Annotated in this window: 16 protein-coding genes and 1 pseudogene; 11 read left to right on the top strand and 6 right to left on the bottom strand. The window is 55.1% G+C overall.

Features of this window, described 5'->3' with window-relative positions:
- Positions 1 to 729 precede the first annotated feature (729 nt).
- Together AC1XDK_RS27285 and AC1XDK_RS27280 are read left to right on the top strand one after the other, a co-directional pair.
- A complete protein-coding gene (locus AC1XDK_RS27285; protein ID WP_483353166.1) occupies positions 730 to 2,061 on the top strand; it encodes a polysaccharide deacetylase family protein in 1,332 nt (443 codons plus the stop codon).
- Between the two features lie 116 nt (positions 2,062 to 2,177).
- Positions 2,178 to 2,999: an undecaprenyl-diphosphate phosphatase gene (locus tag AC1XDK_RS27280; protein ID WP_483353165.1), complete on the top strand. Its 822-nt coding sequence runs from the start codon at positions 2,178 to 2,180 to the stop codon at positions 2,997 to 2,999.
- Positions 3,000 to 3,301: 302 nt separating this feature from the next.
- Here the strand turns inward: AC1XDK_RS27280 and corA are convergent, their stop codons facing one another.
- Complete coding sequence (gene corA / locus AC1XDK_RS27275; protein ID WP_483353164.1) at positions 3,302 to 4,294, bottom strand: magnesium/cobalt transporter CorA; 993 nt, start codon at positions 4,292 to 4,294, stop codon at positions 3,302 to 3,304.
- Between the two features lie 286 nt (positions 4,295 to 4,580).
- Between corA and AC1XDK_RS27270 the strand changes: the two genes are divergently transcribed.
- Positions 4,581 to 5,141 carry a magnesium transporter gene (locus tag AC1XDK_RS27270; RefSeq protein ID WP_483353163.1) on the top strand — a complete coding sequence of 187 codons (561 nt, stop codon included), beginning with the start codon at positions 4,581 to 4,583 and terminating at the stop codon, positions 5,139 to 5,141.
- Between the two features lie 15 nt (positions 5,142 to 5,156).
- Here AC1XDK_RS27270 and AC1XDK_RS27265 read toward each other — a convergent pair whose 3' ends face one another.
- Positions 5,157 to 5,726 carry a magnesium transporter gene (locus tag AC1XDK_RS27265; RefSeq protein WP_483353162.1) on the bottom strand — a complete coding sequence of 190 codons (570 nt, stop codon included), beginning with the start codon at positions 5,724 to 5,726 and terminating at the stop codon, positions 5,157 to 5,159.
- Between the two features lie 560 nt (positions 5,727 to 6,286).
- Between AC1XDK_RS27265 and AC1XDK_RS27260 the strand changes: the two genes are divergently transcribed.
- The 3 genes and pseudogenes from AC1XDK_RS27260 (at position 6,287) to AC1XDK_RS27250 (ending at position 12,045) form a co-directional block, all read left to right on the top strand.
- A complete protein-coding gene (locus AC1XDK_RS27260; protein ID WP_483353161.1) occupies positions 6,287 to 7,327 on the top strand; it encodes a DUF7972 family membrane protein in 1,041 nt (346 codons plus the stop codon).
- A gap of 1,544 nt (positions 7,328 to 8,871) precedes the next feature.
- Positions 8,872 to 11,202 carry a glycoside hydrolase family 3 N-terminal domain-containing protein gene (locus tag AC1XDK_RS27255; protein WP_483353160.1) on the top strand — a complete coding sequence of 777 codons (2,331 nt, stop codon included), beginning with the start codon at positions 8,872 to 8,874 and terminating at the stop codon, positions 11,200 to 11,202.
- Positions 11,203 to 11,290: 88 nt separating this feature from the next.
- Positions 11,291 to 12,045: pseudogene (locus tag AC1XDK_RS27250) on the top strand (IclR family transcriptional regulator).
- A 70-nt stretch (positions 12,046 to 12,115) separates the two neighbouring features.
- Here the strand turns inward: AC1XDK_RS27250 and AC1XDK_RS27245 are convergent.
- A complete protein-coding gene (locus AC1XDK_RS27245; RefSeq protein WP_483353159.1) occupies positions 12,116 to 12,244 on the bottom strand; it encodes a hypothetical protein in 129 nt (42 codons plus the stop codon).
- Positions 12,245 to 12,447: 203 nt separating this feature from the next.
- Entirely contained in the window at positions 12,448 to 13,416 is a 969-nt protein-coding gene (locus AC1XDK_RS27240) for a sugar phosphate isomerase/epimerase family protein (protein ID WP_483353158.1), read from the bottom strand.
- Between the two features lie 191 nt (positions 13,417 to 13,607).
- Here AC1XDK_RS27240 and AC1XDK_RS27235 point away from each other — a divergent pair, with 191 nt between their 5' ends.
- The 5 genes from AC1XDK_RS27235 to AC1XDK_RS27215 all read left to right on the top strand — a co-directional run bounded on the left by AC1XDK_RS27235 (position 13,608) and on the right by AC1XDK_RS27215 (position 19,413).
- Positions 13,608 to 13,943, top strand: a complete 336-nt coding sequence (locus tag AC1XDK_RS27235) for a hypothetical protein (protein ID WP_483353169.1) — start codon at positions 13,608 to 13,610, stop codon at positions 13,941 to 13,943.
- 585 nt (positions 13,944 to 14,528) lie between these two features.
- Positions 14,529 to 15,641: a Gfo/Idh/MocA family protein gene (locus AC1XDK_RS27230; protein WP_483353157.1), complete on the top strand. Its 1,113-nt coding sequence runs from the start codon at positions 14,529 to 14,531 to the stop codon at positions 15,639 to 15,641.
- Between the two features lie 3 nt (positions 15,642 to 15,644).
- Positions 15,645 to 16,406, top strand: a complete 762-nt coding sequence (locus AC1XDK_RS27225; RefSeq protein WP_483353156.1) for a hydroxypyruvate isomerase family protein — start codon at positions 15,645 to 15,647, stop codon at positions 16,404 to 16,406.
- 97 nt (positions 16,407 to 16,503) lie between these two features.
- Positions 16,504 to 18,063, top strand: coding sequence for an extracellular solute-binding protein (locus AC1XDK_RS27220; protein WP_483353155.1), 1,560 nt, complete (start codon positions 16,504 to 16,506; stop codon positions 18,061 to 18,063).
- Between the two features lie 195 nt (positions 18,064 to 18,258).
- Positions 18,259 to 19,413 (top strand): ABC transporter ATP-binding protein, encoded by a 1,155-nt coding sequence (locus AC1XDK_RS27215; RefSeq protein WP_483353154.1) that lies wholly within the window; start codon positions 18,259 to 18,261, stop codon positions 19,411 to 19,413.
- Positions 19,414 to 19,529: 116 nt separating this feature from the next.
- Here the strand turns inward: AC1XDK_RS27215 and AC1XDK_RS27210 are convergent, their stop codons facing one another.
- Together AC1XDK_RS27210 and AC1XDK_RS27205 are read right to left on the bottom strand one after the other, a co-directional pair.
- Positions 19,530 to 21,179, bottom strand: a complete 1,650-nt coding sequence (locus AC1XDK_RS27210; protein WP_483353153.1) for a TCP-1/cpn60 chaperonin family protein — start codon at positions 21,177 to 21,179, stop codon at positions 19,530 to 19,532.
- Between the two features lie 70 nt (positions 21,180 to 21,249).
- Positions 21,250 to 22,122, bottom strand: coding sequence for a carbohydrate ABC transporter permease (locus AC1XDK_RS27205; protein ID WP_483353152.1), 873 nt, complete (start codon positions 22,120 to 22,122; stop codon positions 21,250 to 21,252).
- Positions 22,123 to 22,127: the final 5 nt, after the last annotated feature.

Below are 22,127 nucleotides of genomic sequence, written 5' to 3'. Positions count from 1 at the left end.
GGGAGATCTGCACCACGGACTGCGCACAGATCGATTCGAGGGTTTCCGTGGGTTGTCCACTTCTGCTTATGGATTTATTGAGTAGAAGGTTTGATTCATGCTGGAGAGAGTGTTTCGCTTGAAGGAGAATCGAAGGAGATGGTAAACGATATACGATACGATGGGGGAGAAACCAGCAATGAACTCATCAAAGCTACATCAATCATCGGGTGGTTTGGAATTTTCTTTGTTTCTGATAGGCAGCTCTCTCTTTACAGTACTCTTATTCGGTGCCATGATTGGCGTTCTCACTACATCTGTCGTCAACCAGAGCGGAATTGTAACGCGGAAAAACGCAGTATTCGCGCTATTTTTAATGTGGATTGGAATGATGTGTATCACGATCGGTGGAGCAGTTTATTTTACCGACACATAGTTTTCTATTGGTAGATGAATTCACCAAAAGAGCGTACTGGCTGCAACTCGCATATTTCGAGACGTTGTAACGATAGAGTCAATTAAACAGTGGTGTTAATGCGTCAATCGTATGCCTGCTTTTTCTTTTGTCTGTCATTTGCTGCCACAACAAAATTGACGTATTTTATTATTTTTTCCTACGGTATCTGGCACCATCTCAATAAAATTCACCTCCAGAATCTGTAAGCACTATTTAAGAGATCTGTGGAATATCCAGCTTTTCACACATTTTGAAAAAGGCTTTAACACCACCATCTTTGTGCTTCTGTAAGAATGCCCCGCCAAACACGACGTACTCTCCTTCGAACAGTTGGAACAATAGGAACGGTCAGTCTTGCAGGCTGCACGGTATTCGGTGACTCGAACAAGGAGACAAACACTCCAGAGCCATCATCGACTACTGCGAACAGAAGTACGACGTCGACTCAAGAAACACAGACATCACAGGAACAAACAACAACCAGCTCGGACGATCAAGGAACGGTCCCCAAGACGTTTGAGGATTTTGAAACACTTAGCAGTTGGAGTGCTATCGACGGACTGGGAACGCTAAAAAAGGGTACAAAACAGGTATATGCTGGTTCACAGTCAGCCCATGTCATTGGCAGTAAACAATCTATCGAGGGCCAAATCCATCGGGTCAACTTTGGTAGTAATCCCGCTAATTTTCGCAACAAAAACCTCTCATTGGCATTCAAATGTACCTCACACGACTTCGTGAAGATCGCGGTTCAATTGTATGCTCCCGATCGTGGCCATATCGTCGAATTGAAACGCACGCTTTACGGACCGAAAGGAAAATGGGTTCGCGTCAATCTCGGCGTCACAAGTGTGCAGCGCCAGCAGGGTGTCGACCTTTCCCAAGTCTATGAAGTGCGTATTCTCGGCCGGCCGGAAGACCCGAATTCGACGACACCTGTCGAGTTCTACGTTGATGACGTAAAGACCGTTCCCACACCGGAGAAGGGAATGGTGATGCTGACATTTGATGATAGCCTTGAATCGCAGTACTCCGTTGCATACAAAAAGCACATGAAAAAATACGGATTCCCAGGAGTCGATGCCGTCATTACGGATGCGGTGTATGATGATGGATTCCTCACGCAGCAACAAATGCGTGAGATGGCCAACGATGGGTGGGATATGATTGCCCACCCACATATCGGTGGACATCCATTGCCTGAGCTCTCTGCAAAAAAACAAGAAAAGGCAATGGTTGAGATGAAAAACTGGCTCAAGAAGTATGGGTATGAGGGACACAAGTACATGGCCGTTCCGAAGAATGTTGTTGGACCGAATACTTTTGAACTTGCGAAAAAACATTTTGACGTGACGCTGTCTTTTGGTGGATCGCCGAATGCGTTGCCAATGGTGACCAAAGACATGATTGTCTCTCGAATGTACGGCGAAGGGAGTGTGAATTATACGAAACAAATGATCGACTACGCAGCGAGATACAGGCAGTTGTCTATCTTTACTTTCCATAAAATCGGCCCAGATGGTGTGTCTGGCAAGAAGTTTGAGAGCATTCTTCAACATCTGAAGCAAAGCAACGTAGACGTCGTGACGCTCACCGACTTAAAGAAGAAAGGCATGTTTATCTAAGAGTATTTCGTGAAGCAGTTACATGGTAACATCGAATGAGTTAAAAGGTGACAAAAGTCCAATCCATATACAGTTGTTTCAAAGGGTATTTCATCGCCTATTCCAATGAGTGACCTATGAGTCGCTCATTTCTGATTGGCCTCGTGCTCGGTGTCCTCCAAGGAATTTTTGAATGGCTGCCGATTTCAAGTGAAGGCAACATCACACTGGTCTTTGCCTTTTTCAACCTTGCATCACCGGCCGAAGCAGTTGCATATGCGCTGTTCCTTCATCTTGGGACTGCCGTGTCGGCGACAGCCTATTATCGGGGTGAACTCGCAGATGTCTTGCGGACACTCCCAGACTGGCGACCTCAGAGTGCATTTTCGGACGAGTCAGCCACGCTGTCCTTTTTAGGGATCGCAAGTATCGCGTCTGGGATCGTCGGCATTATCGCGTATCTTGGGCTCGAACACGTTATTTCTGCAGTCACTGGCGGAACGTTCGTTGCGTTGATCGGTCTTCTGTTGGTTTGCACTGGCTTCTTACAGCGGTTTGCCGGTGGGCTCTCTCTTGGAACGCGAGACGAGCCCAATCTCGGTGATGCGGTTCTCGTGGGATCCCTGCAGGGACTTGCGATTCTACCTGGCGTATCGCGTTCAGGGACGACGGCAAGCGCCCTCCTCCTACGAGGGCACGATGGTCCCGATTCATTCCGACTGTCGTTTCTGCTTTCGATTCCTGCGGCTCTAGGAGGGGCCCTTATCGCGGTTGTAGATAGTGGTGGCATCCCATCGCTCTCACCACTTGCGGCGTTCGTTTCCATCGTGACTGCGGCAGTGGTTGGCTACATCACGATTGATGCGTTAATGCGCCTCGTTGAGCGAGTCTCATTCTGGGTGGTGTGTGTTGGGCTTGGTCTCCTTGCAATCATTGGGGGAGTACTGTTAACTGTTTAATGCTGCAATCGCTTGCTACGAAGGATTACGGTTTCTTGTGTGGAGTTGCGGATCACCGATCTGTACCGTTGCTATATCGCAGATCCAACTCTCATATCGAGTAAAAGAACAAGTCCAACGAAGCCGAACAGAATTAGACTCCAAAATACAATAACCTGGTTTGACCACGCCCCTAAAGCAGTGATAAGGCCGATCCACACGGAGAGAATTGAAATACCTACGACCGACAACTGGACAGAAATTGTTGACATAGTAGCTAACCTGTTCATAGTGAACTGTATAGTATTCGATTGAGAATTGACTTAGATCCAGTCTTGTTGACGGAAATGAACAAGCATAATGCCAGTAACTGCGAGCATTCCGAGCATTGTCGCTGGATAACCGTAGGCCCACAGGAGTTCTGGCATATTGAATGATGATGCTGCTGGATCAAAGTTCATCCCATAAACACCAGCAACGAATGTGAGAGGGATGAAAATCGTTGCAACGACGGTAAGTACTTTCATCACTTCGTTCGTCGATTGGGAGACAGTATTGAGATAAATATCCCGAGACCCAGTCGTCAACTCTCGATATGTTTCGATGAGATCGACTGCTTGCACCAGATGATCGTACACGTCGCGGTAGTATTTTTCATTTTCTTCGCGAATGATACTCGAACTACCGATCGAAAGGTATGCAATCGCCTCACGAGCTGGCCAGACGATTTTCCGAAACGCAAGGAGATCACGACGAACATCATTTATGTTTTCAAGTATCGCCGGCTCAATCCCGTCGAGAATGTCTTCTTCGATCGCCTCGATATCATCTTCAAGTTCATCAAGTAATGAATAGTAATCATTGACGACTCGGTCGATGAGTCGATAGGCAACGAAATCGGGTCCTCGATCGAGTATCCGAGTGCCACCATTCACCAACCGATCATGTGTTCGTTCAATCGCTGGAAGCTCGCTCGTCGAAAGTGTGAGTAACCAATCTGAACCAATGAAAAAGCCAATCGGTGTCGTCTGAATTTCCTTTGCAAAGGGAGTATCGTCACGCTGACTCAGCTGGGCAGTTTTCATCAACACAAACGTATAGTCGTCGTACTCCTCCGTTTTCGGCCGCATCGTGTTTTCAAGGACATCTTCGATGGCAAGTGGATGGATTCCAAACTCATCGCGAAGCGTTCGAATTTCGATTGGGTCTGCATCAGTTGCATGAATCCATGTGGGACCATCCATCTGTGCTGCAAGCTCGATGTCATCATATCGTGTGATCCCATCATCAGTGTAAATCACTGCATAAAGGCTCATGTCGGTACCTCCTGTGATCGTTGCCCAATTGCAAGGAGGCTAATTCCGATCATAACGGCTGTGATCGAAAACGCACGGCCAGGATATGAGACGAATATACCAATACTGTAGCCTATACTCCCGATACCAGTGAAAATTATCCCACTTCCAATCGTCCGGTTCATATTCAAGGAGTAGAGTACAGGGTTCTTGTAGTCGTTCCTCTTCGTGACAGTACTCAATAGCAGGACAAACAGAGCAAGACCGCATCAGTTATTCATTTTCGGGAATCCAGTAAACGCATAAGATGTCTACTTGGAGCCTCCGTGGGATTACCCAAGCACTCCTCCCACTACTGCTCATACTGACGCTCCTTGAAATCGGCAGTGGTCTCATTCTCGGGGAATTTGAGGCTGTTCTCTTTCAATATCCTGCACTGCTTATTCTTGTTCCCGTAATGATTGGTACCGGTGGCAATCTCGGAAGTATACTCGCTGCCCGAATTTCAACCGCAGTGCACCTTGGTACGCTTTCATTCGACGTGAGCAATGAGCCACTCGTGGCAAACGGATTACTTACCATCGGTTTAGCAGTAAGTATTTTCCCTATCGTCGGTATTAGCGGGTGGTTTTTGGCAGGAATTGTTAGCCAAACAACGCTTGGGGTGAATATAGTCGTCACTATTGCGTTCATTAGCGGATTAGTGCTTGCACTCATCGCGATAGTCGTTACTTTCCTTGCTACGTATGCTGCGTATCAGTTACAGCTGGATCCCGACGATGTGGTTATACCGGTTGTTACAAATGTGTGTGATATTCTGGGAGTTATTGTCCTGTTTGTCGTTGCACAGCTCTTGGTTCCAAAATGATATTTAAAAGATGTTTCAGAGCAATAGAAGCACGAATTCAGCAGCAATGTAGAGCGAGAGCATACCAAAGATATCACCAGCAGTGGTCAATGCTGGTCCAATGAGATTATCCGGATTCAGTCCACGCTGGTAGCCAGAAAAGACGACCAATAATATAACGACTGTAAGCGCAATCGATGAGAGGATTCCACCAACGAGACTAATAATCAAAAGAGTAAGTAATGGTGCTACCGCCTGTCCCAATACCGAGAGAATCATAAACGCAACGAACGCCGCGAAAAACGTTGCAATAAGGCCATTTAAGATAGCTGCAAGAACTGCGGCGATAAGCCGATCGTCTATAGTGAGCTCGGGATCGAGAATCCCTTGGTGCAGGGCACTCGATAATCGAGATCCCAGTGAGCCATAGACACTGCCACGGATTGCAAGAAAGGCAGGAACGATTACGAGCAGTCCAGGGATTTCTTTAAGTTGTGCTTCCATTCCGCCAAGAATTACCCCAGCTAACAGCCCTCCAAATGCACTCAATAGAAGTGTTGGAAACGCGTTTCGATACCCTTCACGAAACGTTTGCTGAAGGGTCATAGTACCTTGCTGGTTTCAATTTTTAAAAAACCTCTGCAATGAGTTCGAAATGTTTTGAAAACGATGCCTCACTCTTAGCTAGCTTTTGTAGAGACGACGGAAGAATACTTGGCGGCAAGGCACTATTATGTAACTCACCGGGCAGAAAGAAACAATCACAATAGCTATTTTAATAATCCATCAACAAACTGGTGAGATCCGATTTTATAGCAATATAAAATAATAATATAAAACACATGACCAAGCGATTACTGCACCCATGAAACCAACCAGTAACCCTAACCATAGATCTCGAGTGATCTCTGTGGACGGAGAAACACAATGATGCACCTCGTTTGCGCCGGTATCACACGATTCCATACAGACTAGCTAGTTTCTAACTGTATATTTATTCTGATCAAATAGTATTTATATTGGCAAATGACTTATTGTTAGATGGATAATGACTTCCGCTTTTTTAGTCACTAAAGTATTGCCGAATGGTGTTCAGTACTATAGAGAGTACAGAGAACAGAAACGGTTATCAACGGCTACTTGAGTCCGCTTAGCTTCAAGCAAGTATGGGTGAATCAGACGAGAGTACCCAACCTGGAGACACGATGCGAGAACGGGCAAGTGAAAGTCGCGTCAAACTCTGGGTGTTGATGGAGGCAAACAGGTGGTTTGTTGCGGGAGGTGTATTGGTTACGGTTTTTCTCACGCTTGTTGCCCTAGGTATTGCAGACCCATCTCCTCTCGAACAATATATCGGACCCGGTGACGATCCAGTTGACACTGTCTTTCAAGGATTTATTGGAGCAATCATTACGGGCGTGACACTTGTCGTAACACTCAACCAGCTCGTCCTCTCGCAGGAACTCGGGCCGATCGGCGATCAACGAAGTCGGATGGAGGGTGCAATGGAGTTCCAACGGGAGGTGGAAGACGTATTGGATGTAACGACCGCACCACCAGAACCGGCATCGTTCATGCAGGCACTCCTTGACGAGACGAAGTCACGAGCGAATGCACTCGCTGACACGGTCGATACGAGCCGAGATGAAAATCTCAAGGACGAGATTCGAAGCTACGTTGATGGGCTGACGGGCAACGCAGATGAGGTCAGCGAATCACTCGAAGAAACACAGTTTGGCACCTTCGATGTGCTCTCGGCGATTCTTAACTTCAACTACTCGTGGAAAATCTTCCTTGCGCGAAAAATACGTAATGAACACGCCGACGCACTCACCGAGGAGGTGGATGAGGCGTTCGATGACATTATCAACTCTCTCACCTTTTTCGGTCCATCTCGAGAACATTTTAAAACATTGTACTTTCAGTGGGAACTCGTGAACCTCTCACGAGCTATGCTCTACACTGCAGTTCCCGCACTCGTCGTGACAGTGGCAATGATCATCTATTTTGACGCGAAAGCGATTCCCGGGGCAACCGTCGGCATCAGCAACGATGTCTTAGTCGTGAGTTTGGCGTCTACCATTGCTGTCGTTCCGTTCATTATCCTCCTCGCGTATATCCTTCGTATTGCGACAGTAGCAAAACGCACGCTTTCGATTGGTCCGTTTATTCTCCGAGAAACTGGGCGGAGTGAAGATTTTGACTAATTAGGCACATTTTGGTTCTATCCGTCGGTTGGAAATCGGGATACTCAGGGTATTCGAAGAATGACGATTTACACAGAAACCAAAATAGCGATCGATCCATGCTATCCGCATAGCCTGATTAATCTGCGCTTTCAGGTTGATTGGCGCCACTCCCAATTGCGTTGCGGACATTCGAAGCAGTGCGGTCGATGAGCTTTCGGAGACTCTCATGACGCATGATGAACAAACCGACTCCAGCTATGACGTATATAAGGGTGTAGATGTACAGGATGAGAATGCTGAGATTTGTAGTCGCTGACCCGGTATAGGTTTGAATCACGTAGAATTCTGCGACGACCTGTGAGACAAAGAGCAGCCGCCAGAATATTTGATATGATATCCACTACGGATTGCACATAGATTGATTCGGGGGTCTCGGGGTGGGTGCACTTCCGCTTACTCACATATGCGGAAGTACACGAAATACCACCACTTTCAGTGTAGATCCGGATTCAAAGGCTCTATCGTCCGAAGCCAACAACCCAACAGTCTATAAACCATATATTGCGATAGGAAATTTGTTCCCTTCGCTCTTTTGGAGAAACATACCTATTCAGGGTTTAGAAAGCCTGTACCGCACGATACCTGAAACTGTCCTATGGGAAAGCCGAGTCAGATATTTCGACAGTCATCGCTTCCAATAGATACTTACTCGATAGTGTCGGCGCTCATGTCGATGAGCAACCTCGGGGGCAGGGGACTGGTTCCGAACGGATTCAACCCGTCGGTATTCATGACGATCTTCCAGACCGTTCCGTTCCACCTGTACATTTTCAACAGCGTGGTGATAGCAGGACTGACGACAATCGTTCCGAATATCAGAATTGGAATTATGTGGTTTTGTAGTAAAAACTAAGGTATTTCTATATACCGAAACACTACATCACCGATGGATTATCGGGAACATCGACGCGATTCTGCTGGGCATTACAGATATAGTATTGTAACTCCTCCTGTGAGTGTCGAACGGAATCGTCGATGACCGAACCTTCGTTACTGATTCGTCACCGACACTCCCACGTCGCTTCATCCGTCCGATGGCCCGGAAAACTCGGTTTCGGATGTGGAACCCGAAAACACTCCTCCCCTGTTTCGAACAGGTGTCCAATCTGGTGCCAATTTACTGTCGTGCCGTCCTGTTCTGATATATAGAACTAATCGGGAATGGATCTCGATGAAACTTCGTCGGCGATGACCGGTTGGAGAGCTGTTCGGTCGAGTTCGTCGAATTAGGTGGGTCGGCGTCGTCGTCCGAGAAATCCGTTTGGATGCCGCATTGGCGGAAATCGCTGGCGAAGCCGTGGGCGTTCCCAACTTCCCGAACTAGAGGAACAACCCCTCCAGTTCGGTGACGGATCAAATCACACTCGTTCTGTCGTGCGTTTAGCGGTAACGTTGTCGCGGACGACTCCGTTGTTGCCGACGGAGGCGAGTAATCAAGCGTGGAAATACCGCGATACCTCCCATCCGAACCATTAAGAGATGTGAATGCGAGAGCTCAACTGATGCAAACTGGATCGGATCGCGGAGAGCGTCGTATCGCCGACGAAGGGCGGGTAGAAGAGCTCCTCGAAGAGATGACGATAGCGGAAAAGGTCGCACAACTGGGCTCGGTGAACGCGAACAAACTGCTCGACGACGATGGAAGCCTCGACCGGAAGGCAATGGAGGAACTCCTCGAAAACGGAATCGGTCACCTGACGAGACTCGGCGGGGAAGGAAGCCTTCCACCACAGGAAGCCGCGAAACGGACGAACGAACTCCAGGATTTTCTCGGAGACGAGACTCGACTCGGCATCCCCGCGATCCCCCACGAGGAGTGTCTGTCCGGATATATGGGACCGGAGGGGACGACGTTCCCTCAGATGATCGGCGTCGCGAGTACGTGGTCGTCGACGATCGTCGAGGAAATCACGGCCACAATTCGTCGTCAATTGGCGGCCATCGGCACGAGCCACGCGCTCTCTCCGGTGCTCGACATCGCACAGGACCCCCGGTGGGGACGCGTCGAGGAAACCTTCGGCGAGGACCCGTATTTGGTCGCGGTGATGGCCTGTGGATACGTAAACGGTTTGCAGGGTGATGGCGACGGCATCTCTGCGACGCTCAAGCACTTCGCCGGTCACGGCGCCGGCGAGGGCGGGAAAAACCGCAGTTCGGTCAACGTCGGACGCCGGGAACTTCGGGAAACCCACCTGTTCCCGTTCGAGGCCGTCGTCAAAACGGCCGAAGCTGAATCCGTGATGAACGCCTACCACGACATCGACGGTATCCCGTGCGCGAGCGACGAGTGGTTGCTGACGGACGTTCTCCGAAGCGAGTGGGGATTCGACGGGACGGTCGTCTCCGACTACTACAGCGTCGAGTTCCTGCAAAGCGAGCACGGTGTCGCGGCGTCGGAGCAAGCGGCGGGGGTGATGGCGGTCGAGGCCGGTATCGACGTCGAACTCCCCTACACGGACTGCTACGGCGAGCATCTCGTGAACGCCGTCAAAGACGGGGGCGTGGCCGAAGCGACGGTGGACACGGCGGTTCGGCGGGTGCTCCAGGCGAAGGCCAAGAAGGGACTCCTCGACGATCCGACCGTCGACGTCGACGCCGCCGCCGACCCGTTCAACACCGAGAACGCGAGAGACCTCACTACCCGCGCCGCCCGCGAATCGATGACCCTCCTGAAGAACGAGGACGACTTTCTCCCCTTCGACGGCGAGGAACTGGACGGCGTGGCCGTCGTCGGTCCGAAAGCCGACAACGCACAGGAACTCATGGGCGATTACGCGTATCCGGCCCACTATCCCACGGAGGAGGTCGACCTCGATGCCACGACCCCACTCGACGCCATCGAGGCACGCGGCGAGCAATTCGGATTCGATGTTCGATACGAGCAGGGGTGTACGACGACCGGGTCCTCGACCGAAAACTTCGATTCGGCGGCCGAGGCGACCGAAACCGCCGACGTCGCCGTCGCGTTCGTCGGCGCACGCTCCGCCGTTGATTTCTCCGACATCGATGAGAAGCAAGCCGACCTCCCCAGCGTACCCACCAGCGGCGAAGGCTGTGACGTGGTCGACTTGGATCTCCCCGGCGTCCAGCAGGGACTCGTGGAACGCGTCCACGAAACCGGGACGCCGTTGGTCGTCGTCGTCGTAAGCGGGAAACCCCACTCCGTCGAGTGGATCGTCGAGGAAGCGCCCGCGCTCCTCTACGCGTGGCTTCCAGGCGAACGCGGCGGCGAGGGAATCGCCGAAGTGCTGTTCGGCGAACACAACCCCGGCGGTCGCCTCCCCGTCTCCATCCCGCGGTCGGTCGGCCAACTGCCGGTTTATTACAACCGGAAACCCAACACCGTGAACGAGGAGTACGTCTACACGGAGAGCACACCCTTGTATCCGTTTGGCCACGGGCTGAGCTACACCGACTTCGAATACAGCGACTTATCGCTATCGACCGACTCGCTCGCTCCGTCCGGACGGATGAGCGCCGAAATTACGGTCCGCAACTCGGGCGACCGCGACGGACACGAAGTCGTCCAGTTGTACGCGAGCGCGAAGTCCCCGAGTCAAGCACGACCGGTTCAAGAACTGATCGGGTTCGAACGAATATCCCTCGTCGCTGGCGAGTCGAAACGCGTTACCTTCGAAATCGACGCCTCACAACTCGCGTACCACGACCGGGACATGAATCTCGCCGTCGAGCGAGGCCCCTACGAACTCCGCGTCGGTCGGTCGGCGAGCGATATCGTCTCCACGGCGGCGTTCGACGTTCCGACGACAAAAGAAGTACCGGCGACCGGCCGAACGTACTTCACAACGACACGAGTCGAAACCGTGGAGTAGCACGGTATATCGCTTCGAAACGGATGTTCGAATTCCTGTTCTGGTATCCAGGATTTTTATGCCGTATAAATGAGTGGGCTACGTTGACATGGACGCAAAACACCCGGTGCAAACCACTGAAAAAACTCTCACGCTGGTCGAGAAACTGATGCAACGGGGCTCGTGTGGAATCACCGAACTCGCAGAGGGATCGAATATGGGAAAGAGCATGATACACAACCACTTGACGACGCTCCGGAAACACGGCTACGTCGTGAAGACCGGCGACGAGTACCAACTCGGGCTGAAGTTCCTCGAAGTCGGTGGACACATCCGCAAGTCGATGGAACTCTACGAGGTTGCCGAACCGGAGATCAAATCGCTCGCCGACGAAACGGGAGAACTCGCGAACCTCCTCGTCGAAGAACAGGGGAAAGGCGTGTACTAATGCGTGCAAAAGGGGCGAAGGCGGTCGATCTAGACACGCACGAAGGCCTTCGGACGTACCTACACACCACGGGTCTCGGAAAGGCGATTCTCGCCTACCTTCCGGAGGAAGGCGTCGAAGAAATCGTCGACCTCCACGGTCTCGAACAGATCACTCCACAGAGCATTGGCACGCGGGAGGAACTCTTCGACACGTTGGAGACGATCCGCGACCGAGGCTACGCAATCGACGACGGAGAACGGCTGGAAGGTCTCCGGTGCATCGCGGCACCGGTCAAAACCTCCTCGAACGAGGTGTTGGGTTCCATCAGCGTCTCGGCTCCCGCCAGCCGAGTCAGCGACGACGACCTCCACGGTGAACTGTCGAAGCGCGTTCTCAACGCGGCGAACGTCATCGAACTCAACATCAACTACTGAACGAACCGCACACCGTTCCATACCGTTCCTTCCAATGATATCGGGTGGAATACCCTGCGATGATATCGAGTCAGCCAATCGTCACCGACTCACCGCGCTCGTCCGACTCCGTGATTACCGACAGCAGCCGTTGTACGCGATATCCGTCCCCGAAGGTGGGGACGTCGCTCGATGTCTCATTGCTGGGTTCGGCGTCCACACCGTCGTTCGCGACCGTCGAGAGGAACTCGTAGTTCTCGTGGACGAAGGTGTGTTCCCAGCCGAGACGACGATGACGCGACGTTCGACATCCGGCGCATCCAGGAAGAACATCGGAAGGCGGACGAGCGCGTTAGCGTGCGCTTTGCCCATGAATCGGTAGCCGAGGACGCCGACGGAGAGTGGTTCGCCTATCGTCGAACCTCAGGCCCAGTACGCCTCGCCGGTGTTCGTCTCGAACACCGCCCTGTGGAGTACGTCGACGGCCTTCTCCAATCCTTCCGTCGCGGACGTGAGCGAATCCTCGTGTTCGATGGACAGCGCACCGTCGAACTCCACCATGCGCAGGGTCGAGACGACGTCCTTCCAGAATCCCTCACCGTGGCCGTAGCCGATGGAGCGGAACAGCCACGACCGGTCGATTTCGTCGGTGTACGGCGCGGTATCGAGTACTCCCTTCTTGTTTGCATTCGCGTCGTACACCTTGGTGTCCTTAGCGTGGAAGTGGTGGATGGCGTCGTGCTCGCCGAGCAGGCGAATCGCGTCGGTGATGTCGATACCCTGCCAGAACAGATGAGAGGGGTCGAAGTTCGCGCCGATACGGTCGCCGGTGGCGTTCCGAAGTTCGAGCATCCCGCGTGGCTCGTAGACGAGCATGTTCGGGTGCATCTCGAGAGCGATATCCACGCCGTGGTTGTCGGCGAACGATTCGAGTTCCTGCCAATAGGGAATCGCGACCTCTTCCCACTGATACTGGTGAGCTTGGTAGTGTTCGTCGGGCCACGGCGCGGTGATCCAGTTCGGAACGGAATCGTTTGGCCCGCCGGCAGGAAGTCCCGAGAACGTCGTCACGGCGTCGACGCTGAGCTGACTCGCGAGTCGAATCGCCTCACGGAGCTCCTTGTCCGCTTCGGCCGCACGTTCCTCGTCGGGATGCAGTGGGTTGTTGTGTGTCGCCAACCCCGAGATGTACAGGTCGTTCTCATCGAGTAATCTCTGAAGCTCGGACTGCGCGTCTTCGTCGTCAAGATATTCTTCCCTCGGCAGGTGGTCGTCGCCGACGAACCCGCCACACCCAAGCTCGACTGCCCCAACGTCGAGGTCGGCGAGGTACTCAAACGCGTCCTCTATCGATTCTTCCGCTAATGCAACTGTTAAGACTCCGACATCCATGCTTGTGAATCTCACGGTCGATTCAAATAAGTTGCGGTGTCTACACCTCGAACCCGTTGCAGCGACCGTGTCGACGCCCATCCACGACTCGATCAGCGCCATCTATTGGAGGTTGTCCTGTACCTTCGTTGCCATCGGCTCGCCGTCCGCCGAGCGACCGACGACGACCACTCGCCCTCGGGGTCGTACGGATAGCGAACCAGCTGTACGCATCGGCAGAAAACACGGGTGTCAAGATCGACTCCCTTCTGGCGATTCCCTACTATACGTGGGATAACCGAGAGCCGGGTGTTATGCAGGTCTGGATCGATCCGACGCAGGGCAGTGGTCGTAACGACTCCGTTCGAAACGATATTTCCGTCGTTCCCATATTCGTGCTTGCTCTACCTCGACCGGACGGACCACGTCGAGGGGGACCCTATCTGGAACCCGTCTCTCCTGGACTCTGGAAGCGGAAGATACCGTGTAGGATAACGGCCTACACGTGGGAGTTCCCCTCCAGCATCAGGAACGAAAATACCCAGTGATTAGAGGTACCCCAACGCCGTACAAACAGTACGAACCGTGCAAGCCACACAGGGGTCCCGTAAGCGATATCCCTCGCACGAAATTTGGACTGTGAGCGAACGTCTTTTGGGAGCGTTTACCGGCTTCAGTCGCGTATCGAGGTGGTAGTTGGCTTCGATTTCGGCGGCCTGTTCCTCGCGGCCTTCGTCGCGGAGGTACTTCGCATACGGATGTACGTAACGCAAGGAGAACGTCACCGTGATCCGATCTTTGCATCGAATCCACACAAAGATTCATCACCATTCGTTATTTATGTTCTTATATATCGAATGCAATATCGAACGTAGAAGAGGCACTATCCCGGCCTACTCGTCCTATATCGTCCGTATCGGTCGACGTATCCGTATTCTGTTAACCAGAACGAGGGCGTGGTGTTCGAGAAGGACTCGGAATCGCTCCGACGAGATCGGAGCGAGTTTTCGGCGATGAAAATGTCGTGCGAGAGTCTCTGATGGATGGACCGAACGTCATCGAAGAGATATGAGTTACCAAATCACAAACTTTATTGTGGAATTCGAATAACCTCATTACGTGATTCAGAGGCTATGAAAGCAGTTACTAGCGCCTTCGTCGGAACCGGACCGGACCCGGAGACACAGAATAACCAAGGATTCGCGATGGCGTATCGTCACGCCGCGGCGTACGACCACGCGGGGGCGGAGCTGGTCGCCTGTGCCGACATCGTCGAACCCAACGCGAAAGCGTTCGCCGATTACTGGGATATCGAAGCGGACGGTGTGTTCGAGGAGTACCTCGACATGGTCACCGCGGTCGAACCCGACATCGTTAGCGTCTGTACGCCCCCGCCAACGCACGCCGACATCGTGACCAACATCGCACGGAGCAATGCGGTGCAGGCGATACATTGCGAGAAACCCATGGACAGGACGTGGTCGAACGTCGAACGAATGGTGGAAGTATGTGACGAGGAGGGCGTCAAATTGACGTTCAATCACCAACGCCGCTTTGGCCGAGGATATCGAAGGGCCAAGGAATTGCTCGATGCCGGCGAAATCGGAGAGCTTCAGCGGGTCGAGTGCGCGGCTCCCAACATCTACGACTACGGGTCCCACTCGGTAGACCTCTGTAACTACTTCAACGACGAGGGGAGGGCCGAGTGGGTCATCTCCCAGCTCGACTACCGGGACGAAGACCTGTGGTTCGGCGCCCACAACGAGAACCAGACGCTCGCCTCTTGGAGATACGAGAATGGCGTCTACGGACTCGCGACGACCGGAATCGGAGCGGATCTGGTCAACTGTCACAACCGCCTGGTTGGCAGCGAGGGCACCGTCGAAATCGGACACGGCTTCCCGAACAACGAAACCGACGACCAGATCCTCCGCATCAAGCGCGACGGGGACGACGAGTGGGAACACGTCGACTGTGACGGCGAGGGTCTCCACGGCCTCGATTCCCGGGAGTTCGGTCGGGTCTTCATTGACCGTGCGATAGCCGACGTCGTCGAAGCGGTCGAGAATGATTCCACCTCCGAACTGAACGCGGAGAACGCGCTCAAGGCGACGGAGATCATCTTCGGCGCGTGGGAATCGTCACGACGACACGGCCGCGTCGAGTTGCCGCTCGACATCGAGGACAACCCCCTCGACGCGCTGATCGAAGACGGAACGCTCACCCCGGAACCGGCCGAGGATTGACCGATGCCAGAGCTATCGGTCTGTGTCGAGATGGTCTTCCGAGGAGCGCCGTTTACGGAGCGAATCGGTCTCGCCGCGGCGGCCGGTGCGGACGCGGTGGAGTTCTGGGGATGGCGCGACAAGGACCTCGATGCGGTCGCCAACGCGTGTGACGAACACGACCTGAACGTCGCAGCCATGCTCGGCAGCGACGTCCCGCTGACGGACCCAAATCGAACCACCGAGGCCCGCCGGTCCATGCGCGAGTCCATCGAAACGGCCGCACGCCTCGGCTGTTCGACCCTCATCATCACTGTGGGACAGGAACAGGCGGATATCGACCACTCGACCCAACGGGGTGCTATCGTGGCCGCTCTCGAGGATGTCGCCCCCGACGCCGCCGACGCGGACGTTACGCTCGCCGTCGAACCGTTGAACACGGCTGTGGATCACCCCGGTTACTTCCTCGAATCGTCGACGGAAGGATACGACATCGTCGATGCGGTCGGCGATTCGAACGTCAAACTGCTCTTCGACGTGTACCACCAGCAGATCACGGAAGGAAACGTCATCGCCAACATGACGAGTCACCTCGACCGTATCGGTTACGTCCACATCGCGGACGTTCCCGGTCGGCACGAACCCGGAACGGGGGAACTCGACTACGGGAACATCCTCCCCGCGCTCGCCTCTGCAGGGTACGACGGGTACGTCGGGTGCGAATTCTCCCCCGAAGGTGACGACGCCGCGGCCGTGAGCGACTGTCGTGCTATCCTGAACGGCTAGTACTTCTCCGTTTCCTTCGAAGGGCTATTCGACGAAGATCGAATCATCTCAAGGGAAAAGGTTATTGTCTCCCATAGTAATGATGATCCGTGTCATTATGCCGAAAGCAACCGATTCATCGGTCGGCGACGCTACTGACGAGACGTTAACCAGTACCTCCGACGAGGGCGACTACTCCCGGCGCGGTTTCATGGAGACAGCTGCATCCATGGGTGCAGCCGGTGCCGCAGCCGGATTGGCTGGATGTACTGAACAGTTCGGTGGCGGCAGTGGTAGCAAAACGAAGGGTGAAAAGGACTTCATCTTCTGGACGATGCGCGGATACATCCCGGAAGTGACGAAGAACATCAAGCAGGCCGCCAAGGGCTTCGAAAAGCACTCGGATTCTCCGGTCAACGTCTCGACGAACGTCATCGTGTGGAATCAGGTGTTCCCGAAGTGGAACGCATCCATTCAGGGACAGACGACGCCGAACGTCTCGGAGATGGCGAACGAACACGCCGTGAACTTCGGAAGTCTCGGTGCGACCGCACCCATCACGGACATCTATGATTCGTACGACGACTGGTACGGACCGATGGAATCATGGGCCAGTTGGGACGACAAGAAGTGGGGCGTCCCGTGGTTCGTCGAGACGCGACCGATGTACTATCGGAAGGACCTCCTCGAAAAGGCGGGTCACAGCAAGCCGCCGAAGGACTGGAAAGAACTCGTCAAAATCGGGAAAGACGTGGTCAAGGAAACCGGGAATCCGGGCTACATCGAACCCGGCGCTCGCGACTTCACGACCGGTCAACACACGTTCGCGTATACCGCGAACGCGGGCGGGAAGTTCTACAGCAAGAAGGACGGGAAGTGGCAGGTCGAACTCGATTCGGCCGGATCCCTGTTCGGTCACCTGTTCTACGCCAGCCTGAAGAAGGCGTGGAATCTCACGGCCGATGGTTGGACGAGCCAGGATTCGAGCGCGACGGACAAGTTCTTTCGCGAGCGGGACGCCGGGATGGCGCACCTCGGCGCGGAGGACGCGCGTCTAGCCCGGACGAAGGAACACGCCGGCCTTCGGGACAACGTGGGTATTCAGCCGATGCCCGAGGGACCACTGGGCAAACGGTGGTCGTTCCGCGGCGGGTCCTGTCTCAGCCCGTTCACCGACGACGTCTCCAAACATGATGTCGGGGACCTCTCGAACGAGTTCGTGAAGTACATGATGCAACCGGACAACCAGTCCGACTACTTCGCGGCGTCCGCACCCGTCTTCATGCCGGTGCGGAAGAGTCAGGAACAGATGGACCTCTTCACGAAGAATCCGACGAAGCTCCCCGACGACTGGCTCGATGCGTTCGTCACCCAAGCACAGGAGACTCGGCGCTACGGCGTCTACGGCGGCGGACAGGACACGCCGTTCCTCGGATCGGTCGAAGGTTCGACAACCGGATACAGCCAAGCGATTTCGGCCATCCTGGGCTCGAACAAGGACCCGAAGAAAGCGTTGGTCGGCATGGCCAACAATGTTCGAAACGAGGCGAACAAGAAGCTCGACTACTCGCTCAAAAGCAAGTCCGAAAAACCGAGCCTCGACGACGCCCCGAAGGAGGTACAGGATTGGATTACCGGTTCCAACAACACGCCGAAGATCTGGAATCCCTACGAATGACGCCGAGGTGGGTACACCCGCCGTTCCCGACACCATATCCATGAGTTTCGTAAGGTCCGATCCGGGTCGATAACCTCCGTCATCCGATCCACTGAAACGACGATTGCTCGGTTCGGACAGCCGTATCTGATGGGAAATTACCGTCAATAGCGACGGAATATTTTTATAGACAACTGTTCCCTATTAACATGGAATATGGGACGAATAGTTTTCGATTCCGTTCAAAAGGTCTACGGCAGCAAAACGGTTGCCGTCGATAATTTCGAACTCGAGGTCGCCGACGGAGAGTTCCTGACGCTAGTCGGGCCGAGCGGTTCGGGCAAATCGACGACGCTCCGGATGCTCGCCGGGCTTGAAGAGATAACGGCTGGGGAGATATCCATCGACGACGAAGTCGTGAACTTTCTCCCACCCCGTGACCGGGATATCGCGATGGTGTTCCAGAACTACGCACTGTATCCGCACCTCAGCGTGCGTGAAAACCTCGCGTTCGGGCTCAAGCGCTCGACGACGCTCGACAGGGGGGACATCAACCGACGCGTCGAGGAGACGGCCGACCTGCTTGGCATCCCGGAACTCCTCGACAACAAACCTCGCCAGCTGTCCGGCGGACAGAAACAACGGGTTGCCACAGGACGCGCCATCGTCCGCGAACCGGAGGTGTTCCTCTTCGACGAACCGCTGTCTAATTTAGACGCCAAGCTCCGCAAACACATGCGGACAGAACTCAACCGCATCCAGCAGGAACTCGGGACGACCACCATCTACGTTACGCACGACCAGGAGGAGGCGATGACGATGTCAGACCGAATCGCCATCCTGAATCACGGCGAACTCCAACAGGTGGGTACCCCACGGGAGGTGTACAACGACCCCACGAACCTGTTCGTGGCCCAGTTCATCGGGAGTCCGAGCATGAACATCTTCAACGGAATCGTCGAGGACCGACAGGGTGTCTCCCAGTTCACGGGACAGATCGGCCACGTCTTCTCGGACGATATCGCCGAGAAGGCCGAACGCACCGCCTCGGACCGATTCGTCCTCGGCATTCGACCAGAGGACCTCGAACTGTGCGAATCGTCCCACCGGAACGCGAGCGCGGTCACCGTCGAGCTGGTCGAACCGCTCGGCCGGGACAACCTTCTGTATTTTGAGCCGTCGGCGATGGGGACGGACATGGACGAAGAACGGGAATACGTGATGTTCGTCCCGCCGGACGTGAATCCCGACGTCGACGATGAGGTGTACATCACCTTCGACGATGACGACATTCACCTGTTCGACGAGGAGACGGGCGACAACCTCCTCGTCGCGGAGCGGACGCAGCGGGAAGACCCACCGGTTCGATAGCCGTTTGTGGAAAACGAACAACGCTCACTGCCGACCAGACGGGGACCCTACCACTCGACGGCTACACTCGTATTCGTAATCAACTCCGCTCTCGCACCATCGACCCCTCCTTCGAGTCACGACGACGATGCCCCGTCGATCGGACTGCCGGGGGTCGCGTTGTAGAGGATGCCGTCGATGCGGAGGTAGCTGTTCGCGAACTCGACGCCGCGAACGAATCCGCTGGTCCGAACGAGTTGCGGGTCGAATGCGCCGTGGTCGAGCACGTCGTCGACGACGGCTCCGTTCGCGGTGATCCCCGCCCGTCCATTCCCGCTGGCGTGACGGCTCCGGAGGTCGAGCACGGTACCGAGCGCATCGCGACCGGCGTTCCGCGCTAGCGTGAGCGGAATCGTCTCTATCGCGTCCGCGAACGCTTCGACCGCGAGCTGTGCCCGTCCGGCGACGCCCGGTGCAAAGTCGCGGAGCGCCACCGCCGCGGCGATTTCCGCCGCCCCGCCGCCGGGAAGCGCTTCCGGGCGCATCACCGCCGCGCGAACGGCGTTCAGTCCGTCCTTGACCCGCCGCTCGGCTTCGCGGGCGACGGAGTCGCTGCCGCCGCGGACGATGAACGACAACGCTTCGGGGACATCCTGTCCGGTCGCCGTCACTGCCAACCAGCTCTCGTCCTGCTGGTCGAACCGTTGGTCGACGCGCACGGGTGCCGTCGATTCGGCGTCCACCACGTCAGCCGAAACGAGCGGCGTCGATATCGACGCGCCGATCGCGCGAGCGAGGAACTCGACGCGCGACCCCTTCACGTTCTGTATCGTGAGCACGCCACGGCTACCCAGCTCTTGGGCGATATCGCGGTGAATATCCCCGCTCGCGAGGACGGCGACCGCGCCCGTCGCGCGAATCGCGGTCGCGATGTCGTCGAACCGGCGGGTGTCCATGGTCCGCACACCATCGAATCCGTCCGTATCTGCCGTCATGTTGCCCTGAAACGCCGGGTCCCGGGGTGCCACGTCGCCGCCGACCAGCAGTGCCGGTCCCTCGACCGGCAGTTCGCCGGTTCCCCAGTACGGTTCCTTGGGGAGGAACGCACCGGGCACGAGAGACGAATCGGCGACGCCCCCGCCCGGCATCGCCTCCGTTCGGATGAACGAGAGGTCCACCGAACCGGTTTGCGGGTTCGACACACGGAGGACGGCCTCTACGACGGGGTCGGCGAGGCCGTGCAGCGACCAGGATTTCGTACTCCCGTTTGTCATCCCGGTTATCGCCACGTTCCGAAGGAGATCGCGGTCGAGCGAGGCACCGTCCGACGTCGCCAGTGAGACGCTGGATTCGTCCCAGACTTCGAGCGTCCGCTGTGCGGCGATGGAGAACCCCTCGATGACGGTCGTCGGGGCGACACCCTCGGCGACGAGGTCGAGTCCGGCGATGAGCAGTTCGCTCGTCAGCAGTACCGTCGTCGTCGTCCCGTCCCCGAAGTCATCCTCCTGTGCCTCCGCCGTTTCGATGAAGTGTTGTGCAACCGGATGGTTCGTCTCCCCCTCGAACTCCTCGATGATGGAAATCCCATCGTTGCTCGCGAGCCCGCGAATCTCGTCGTCCTGCTGTCGGCGAACGACGAGTTTGTCGAGGCCGAACGGTCCCAGCGTGCTCTGGACGAGGCTCCCCATCTCATCGGCCGCGGTTTTGATGATTTCGCTCGTTTCGGACCGGTCGAAGCGGGTGTATCCGGAGATCCGACCGGACGGGGAAGTAGGTGGCTGCTCCATAGAAAAGAGAACGGACCCCACCGAACTTTACTTTTGTGAAAATTCGTGTCGTTTTACCCGCAGACGTCCGTTACGACTTGACGGCACCTTCCGCCAGTCCCTCGACGAGGTAGCGTTGCAGGAAGACGAACAGCAGAAGGAGCGGCAAACTGACGGCCGTCGAACCGGCCATGATGAGCCCCCAGTTGACCGTGTTCTGTCCGATCCACGAACCGATTCCCGGCGGCAGTGTCTTCTTGGTCGGGTCGTTGATGAGCACGAGCGCGAAGAGGAACTCGTTCCACGCCAGAATCCACCCAAAGATGAACGTCGTCGCGATGGCGGGCGCGGACAGCGGGAGAATGACACTGATGACCGCCCCGATGCGGGTGCTGCCGTCGACCATCGCCGCCTCTTCTAATTGGGCGGGGAGGTTCTCGTAGAACCCCCGCAACATCCACGTGGTAAACGGTAGCGTGAAGGCGATATACGCGATGACGAGGCCGGTGAGAGTGTTGAACAGCCCGAGGTCACGAAAGACGAGGAACAGCGGGATGACAATAACCACGTACGGGAACATCTGCGTGATGAGGAGGAACGTCGCGACCAACTTTCGACCGCGGAATTGCAACCGTCCGATGCTGTACGCCCCGAAGATACAGACGACGATGCTGATGAGCGTGGACGCCAGCGAGACGATGGCGCTGTTGATGAACCACGTGAGGAACGTCGTCTGGTTCAGCATCGTCATGTAGTTGTTCAGGGTCACCCCATTTAGCCACCCCGTGATACCGATTTGCGTTAGCTCCTCGACGGTCGTCACGTTCAACGACGTGACGACCATCCAGATGATGGGGAACAGGACGATGAGCGTGAGGGTCCACACGAACGCGTGGAATCCAATCGTTTTGAGCCTCGGGTCGTTCAGGAACGACGAGTTCGATTGCGGTGATTTGGTTGCCATATCGT

It is taken from the genome of Haladaptatus sp. HS23 (genome assembly GCF_056892285.1).
This window is presented reverse-complemented; position numbering and strand designations above follow the sequence as displayed.

What these genes read in the sequence shown, in the direction of transcription:
- AC1XDK_RS27285 (WP_483353166.1), top strand. Translation starts at nt 730, where the DNA reads ATGCCCCGCCAAACACGACGTACTCTCCTTCGAACAGTTGGAACAATA.
- AC1XDK_RS27280 (WP_483353165.1), top strand. Translation starts at nt 2,178, where the DNA reads ATGAGTCGCTCATTTCTGATTGGCCTCGTGCTCGGTGTCCTCCAAGGA.
- corA (WP_483353164.1), bottom strand. Translation starts at nt 4,294, where the DNA reads ATGAGCCTTTATGCAGTGATTTACACTGATGATGGGATCACACGATAT.
- AC1XDK_RS27270 (WP_483353163.1), top strand. Translation starts at nt 4,581, where the DNA reads ATGTCTACTTGGAGCCTCCGTGGGATTACCCAAGCACTCCTCCCACTA.
- AC1XDK_RS27265 (WP_483353162.1), bottom strand. Translation starts at nt 5,726, where the DNA reads ATGACCCTTCAGCAAACGTTTCGTGAAGGGTATCGAAACGCGTTTCCA.
- AC1XDK_RS27260 (WP_483353161.1), top strand. Translation starts at nt 6,287, where the DNA reads ATGGGTGAATCAGACGAGAGTACCCAACCTGGAGACACGATGCGAGAA.
- AC1XDK_RS27255 (WP_483353160.1), top strand. Translation starts at nt 8,872, where the DNA reads ATGCAAACTGGATCGGATCGCGGAGAGCGTCGTATCGCCGACGAAGGG.
- AC1XDK_RS27240 (WP_483353158.1), bottom strand. Translation starts at nt 13,416, where the DNA reads ATGGATGTCGGAGTCTTAACAGTTGCATTAGCGGAAGAATCGATAGAG.
- AC1XDK_RS27230 (WP_483353157.1), top strand. Translation starts at nt 14,529, where the DNA reads ATGAAAGCAGTTACTAGCGCCTTCGTCGGAACCGGACCGGACCCGGAG.
- AC1XDK_RS27225 (WP_483353156.1), top strand. Translation starts at nt 15,645, where the DNA reads ATGCCAGAGCTATCGGTCTGTGTCGAGATGGTCTTCCGAGGAGCGCCG.
- AC1XDK_RS27220 (WP_483353155.1), top strand. Translation starts at nt 16,504, where the DNA reads ATGCCGAAAGCAACCGATTCATCGGTCGGCGACGCTACTGACGAGACG.
- AC1XDK_RS27215 (WP_483353154.1), top strand. Translation starts at nt 18,259, where the DNA reads ATGGGACGAATAGTTTTCGATTCCGTTCAAAAGGTCTACGGCAGCAAA.
- AC1XDK_RS27210 (WP_483353153.1), bottom strand. Translation starts at nt 21,179, where the DNA reads ATGGAGCAGCCACCTACTTCCCCGTCCGGTCGGATCTCCGGATACACC.
- AC1XDK_RS27205 (WP_483353152.1), bottom strand. Translation starts at nt 22,122, where the DNA reads ATGGCAACCAAATCACCGCAATCGAACTCGTCGTTCCTGAACGACCCG.